2 protein-coding genes are annotated in these 5,289 nt (G+C 57.9%); both read right to left on the bottom strand.

Annotated elements, in window-relative coordinates:
* Positions 1-324 precede the first annotated feature (324 nt).
* Entirely contained in the window at positions 325-1,431 is a 1,107-nt protein-coding gene (locus AB0O52_RS23215; protein WP_364542943.1) for an IS110 family transposase, read from the bottom strand.
* A 444-nt stretch (positions 1,432-1,875) separates the two neighbouring features.
* Positions 1,876-4,818, bottom strand: coding sequence for a hypothetical protein (locus AB0O52_RS23220; protein ID WP_364542946.1), 2,943 nt, complete (start codon positions 4,816-4,818; stop codon positions 1,876-1,878).
* Positions 4,819-5,289 lie beyond the last annotated feature (471 nt).

Here is a 5,289-nt window from a genome sequence, read left to right on the forward strand (position 1 = left end):
GGTTACGAGGCACTGGCGTTGCGAGACGCAGTCGTTGGCACTTGTGACCGGCGTAGCTTAAATCCCGCCGCTACTCGCGGTCTCCCCCACAACTCTCGCACTAAGGGCCGGTTGTGGTGTGGTGCGGGCGAGTCGTTTCTTCCGACTGCAGTGTCAGGCTGACATTCGCGGGTTGGTTACCGCATGACGATTTGTTCGGCTGGAGCTTTATCAGTGTCTAAGATCGAGCGTCGACGGCTTGGGCCGTCTGCTCATAGTGCGTTCCCGAGTTAGCTCCGGGTGCTGGCCATCGCACTTCGGTCACGTCCCGGCCGGCCGTTCATGTCAGGCTGCGTTCATGCGTTCTCCCTGCTGGAGCGGTGCGGCCAGTGACCAGCACCAGCCGGCGAGTTCACGGGCGATCGCGGCATTGGCCTTGACTGGCATCTTGTGGCGTTCATCGAAGTGTTCCCACTTGCGGTGCAGCCGGTGGTTTCCTTCGAGGGCGCGGATTCGGGTAGCCGGGGCGACGAGGTCAAGCTGGCGCAGCAGCCGGTCTCCGGGCCGGGCGTAGGGGCGGCGGTGCTGCCAGGCCGCTTCGATGAGGAGCTTGCGGGCGTAGGTGTTCCCGGCCTTGGTGATCGGGCCCTGGTGCTGTGACTGACCGGAGGATTCTTCGCTCGGGACCAGCCCGAGATAGGAGCCGATCGTGGAGCCGGTGAAGCGGGTCCAGTCCCCGATTTCGACGGCCAGCCCGAACGCAGTCGTGAGTTGGATGCCGCGCAGACACATCAGCGCATCAATCACCTGCGCGTAGCGGCACGCTGCCACCGTCGCGGCCACCTGTTTGTCGATCCGCGCCAGCTTGGCGGCGAGCAACTCGGCCTGCTCGAGATCTGCCTCGTAAGTGAACTGCAGCGCCGGTTCGCTAAAGCGCTGGCCGATAAGCCACTGACGGTGTTCCTGTGTCCATCTGGTGTCCTTCGGGTAACGGATCCCGTGCCGGAGCAGGACGGCGTTCACCTGCTGGCGGGCATGGGCAAGGTCTTTCGCCGCGCCGGAGCGCAGCCGGGACAGATCCCGCAGGGCTTCCTCGTCAGGGTCCGGGATGCGCACCTCAGTGACCGAACCGACCGCGAGCATTTCGGCCAAAACCAGGGCGTCCCGCCGGTCGGTTTTTATCCGGTCACCGGGGGCGTGCAGCAGTTTCGAGGACGCCGCCACCACACAGTTAATCCCGGCGGCGCGGAGGTGCCGGGCGAGGACAAACCCTGTCGGGCCCGATTCGTAAACGACCTTGACGGGCGGCACAAACCGCCGGACCCACTCCAGCACCACGGCGGGGTCAGCAGCCATCGTGTGCTGTGTGATTTCGCCGGTGCCCGCGCTCAGCGCATGACCGACCACGTTGACCGCGTGAACATCCAGACCAATGAAAGTATGCTCAAACATAGCCGGGACCTCCCAAACCTCACATGTGGCACTACCATTGCACCCCCAAGGACCCTCGCAGGCCACAGGAGCCGCTAATGGCAACCCACGGACCCTGTGAAACAGAAGGCCCCGGCCCCCACGCTCCTGACGCCAGGACCTGCCAGTCCGGGATAAGGGACATCACGCCGGGAACAGGTCCGGCAGCGCCCCAGTCCCTGCATCGCGGCAGCCGAATCACCTCAAGCCCGGCCGCTGCCGGACCGCCCGGCGATAATGGACCGCCCCCGGACGGGCAGGCAACCCGTCCCACTTCATATCGTCTAACCAAATGAGCCAAGTCAGGCCGAGGTCACCGAACAGCGAGGGTCTGCCTTCGGGGCCGGCCATGGGACGTTCGTATCAGCAGGCGGCAGCGGCGTGGGTCTCAAATCCCGTTGCCGAGCGCGAGCCGATGGCTACAATCTATGTCAGTCCGTTGGCGCGCAGCATAGGGTCGATGTAGTGCGGGTACTTCCTTCTGAGTGTCGGATTTCGGGCCAGATCCAGAAGCAGGAGATGAAGCGAAGGATCGATTTTCAGTTCAGTTTCGTCGGTTGTCGGTCGCGTGTGACGCAAGATAAAGAATGCGCGCTCACGCTGATCGTTTTCGCTGGCATCGCATCCATTGCCAACGCTTAGGTTGCTGAGGAGCGCAATAAATTCTTCGCGTGTGGTGCGGTTGTTTCGCCGGAAGACCCCACCCAAGTTGGTGTTGACGGCGTGCCGAACCTCTTTGGCCACGTGGTGAGGCATCCTGGTGCGCTTAATATCGCGCATCCAACCGGCTGCGTTGAAAATTTTGAAGGCACCAAGTTCCTTGTCCTGTACTAGGGACGCCACGGCAGTTTGGACCAGGGACTGCCAGAAGAATTCACTGCGGATGGCCTTGGATTTGTGACCGGCGCTCGGTTTTCCTTTTCGGTACGGCTCTTTAGGAACAGGATGACGACTACTGTTGGCTCCATTTTCACTGGAAAGGAACGCCCCAACGCGGAAGAGCCATCGATCCAAATCGTCCGCGTATGTCTTTTCTCCAGCGTCAACAACCAGCCTGACCACTTCCTCCATGGCTCCTGAGGCCTCGACGCCCACTAGTCCATTGAGGAGGGCCAATACATCACTGCCCTTGCTCAGCTCAGCAACTGAGAGCGACCGCCTGACCAAGTAGACGAGGTAGCTTCCAAGACCTGCCCTACCGACTGCCGAGTAGTGTGGTTGAATAGCCGCGATTCGCTCTTGCGCAGTCATGGTCGTATCCGACGTCAAAGCCAAGAATCGCATGAATATGTAGAGCTCATGACGCGACGAAATCTGAGGGGGATTCGTATTGACACGGAGGGCGAGATCCGACTGTGCCGCTGGGTCGGAGTTGATCGCAGCAGCCCATAGGGGAAGATTGCTCAACCAATTTCTGGAGAACCAGTTTTTCCAGAGCTCGCGTCCCAAAGAACCGTCTCCGGCAAATTGCATCATTTGCAATGAAAATTGAACTACCGATTCAGCCAACCATTCGCCTTTGTCCGATCGACGCTGCCAAGGTGTTAATTTTTCAATGATGACGCTTGAATCTGATGCCCCACGAATCAAGCTCGTAGTCAAATTAGCCGCGATCATGTAGGACCACAAGATTTCGACCTTAGGCACGATTGCTCCGGTATCATCGTTGATGATCAGGAGTCCACCATTTGCAAAGGCGCGCGTCACTTCATCAATTTCGCGTTCGTCCGGGTGAGCCCCGGATGGAGAGCCAGTTCCTAGGGCGTTTGCGATTGACCTGAAAGACACCTCCAGAGGCAGGTCCTTGGAAAGCAACCTGGCGATCGTAGCGGCTACAAGACCTATATCTCTCTCCCGTGGGCCTTTCGATGCGAGGTTCTTTTTCTTCTGCTCCCAGTACGCCGCCATCGCAGATAGGTTGTTCAGTTCACCTATTCCACGATCTCGACTTTCGATATGTAGCCACGCCGGAAGGGGATCACAAAAGAACCGTCCTGCGAATTCAAACCCGGCCGCTTCTCGCTCTATGCGTTCCAACGTCTTATCGTCGAACTCGGTGGCGTGACTCCTAAGTAAAGAAATTCCCAAACGATCCTCGATGTTCGTCTCGTCGAGATTCCACCAACCGTCGATTGTGGAGCGACCGTCCTGTTTCGCAGCGATCCCGTATTGCCTCCAGACATCGCGGTGTTCGGGAGACGTGAGCAGGTCCAACCTGGTCGAGTCCATCGAGACCACCCAACGTATATGTGGGGAATCAGTGTGCCTTCCGAGTACGTCGACAAGTTCCCGTACTGCGCCAGGCCGCCCACGTATGTGTTCCTCAAAATCATCCACGATGACCGTTAGCCTCGATTGGAGGGCCTGTGAGAGAGCGCGCTCTATTTCATTGACGCTGGCCATCTGGCGATCCCAGTCCGAGCTAACCTTCCGCCGAAGTAGTTCAGAAAGACTCCGTGTGCCATCGGGTACGAGATAAACAACATATTCATTTTTTGTTCGGGCTTGGCGGGCAATCTCGTAAAGAACTCGAGATTTGCCGGATCCCCATGCACCTAGCAATGGAACAAACCACTCATATTCAGGCTGCAGGCATTGCTCGTCAAGCCATTTAAGAGCCTGTTCGGCTGCGACTGCGGTCCTGCCGTAGCTACCAGCGTGGACGTATCCAACCGCGAGACGGGCATCACGCAATGCATCTCTGAGCGGGTCGAGTTCTAGAAGGGAGATTCGTGTCCGGATCGATTCGTATGTCACGTCGAGATCTAATCCAGAAATGGCACTTCCTAAGGATGAAAATGCGGGCCATTGTGCGCAGATGGCGGCGATCTTTTTCAGCTTTTCTTCGACCTTTTCCCGCCAGTCAACATGCAAGGTTTCACTTGCCCGTCCAAGAAAGGAAGGAACAATCAAATCGCTTCGTCTCTGCATCCGGTTCCTACGGCTGTCAATCTCGTAGTCGCTTGCCCTCTGAGCCCCTTCGTGCAATTTCTTGTCCACATTAAGTTGGGCCGCCTCTGCAGATCTTGCGAGATCCCGTAGATTCTCCTTCGTCTCTTCGGCGGCAGTTGCTGCCCGTACAGCGGCGTTGAGGGTCGTTCGCGCGATTGCCGTATCGACCCCCTTGACACCCTGTTCCTCCGTGCGAATCATGAGCGCGTAGAACTCCCCGAGAACCCTTTCGTAGGTGCTGCGCTCCGAGTCGGTAGCTCCGACTTTGGTCATATCTTGTTCGTTTCGACTCAATACCTCTCGCATGACCGCCCTGTGATCAAATCCATGAAATGCGATTTCTTCAAAGGTCAGCCCATGCCTCTCCACTGCGTCAATGGCGGCTTGTAACCCATACTGGAGCTCGTCCTCATTCACATTTTCTTTATCAGCCCAGGCTCTGAAGGAGCGTTCAACGACTTTGCTGACAAGCTCACTACTACTAGCTCGTCGGGTCTTGTTGCTTCGTGAGATATCTCGAAGGGTGTCCCAGGCACCTCCCGTTATAGCGGGCGGGACTTGGAGAGCGCTAAAAAATGCGATCATGAGGCCCTTTGTCAGCGGCTCGATATTTGTGTACCTCAGGGGCTGATTTGTCATGGTTCATCTTGCGGCACGAGATCTTCGCTGTGAATAGAGACGCGCTAATCAACCCGCTTCGCTTCCAAGCAAGTCGAATGCACGGCCTGCCGATGCACGGGTTCCCCTCTCATATCCCTTGGGATACGAGGCGTCTCGCCTTCCCGGCGATCACTGTGGCGGCGACACTCCAGTTTCGCGGAGTGGCGGGGTACGTCCACGGTCAGCGATTCCCGTAACCATGTCTCGAAACCTTCTGGTTGAATCGGT

The organism is Arthrobacter sp. NPDC080073, from assembly GCF_040686575.1.
In the GTDB taxonomy this organism is placed as follows: Bacteria; Actinomycetota; Actinomycetes; order Actinomycetales; family Micrococcaceae; genus Arthrobacter.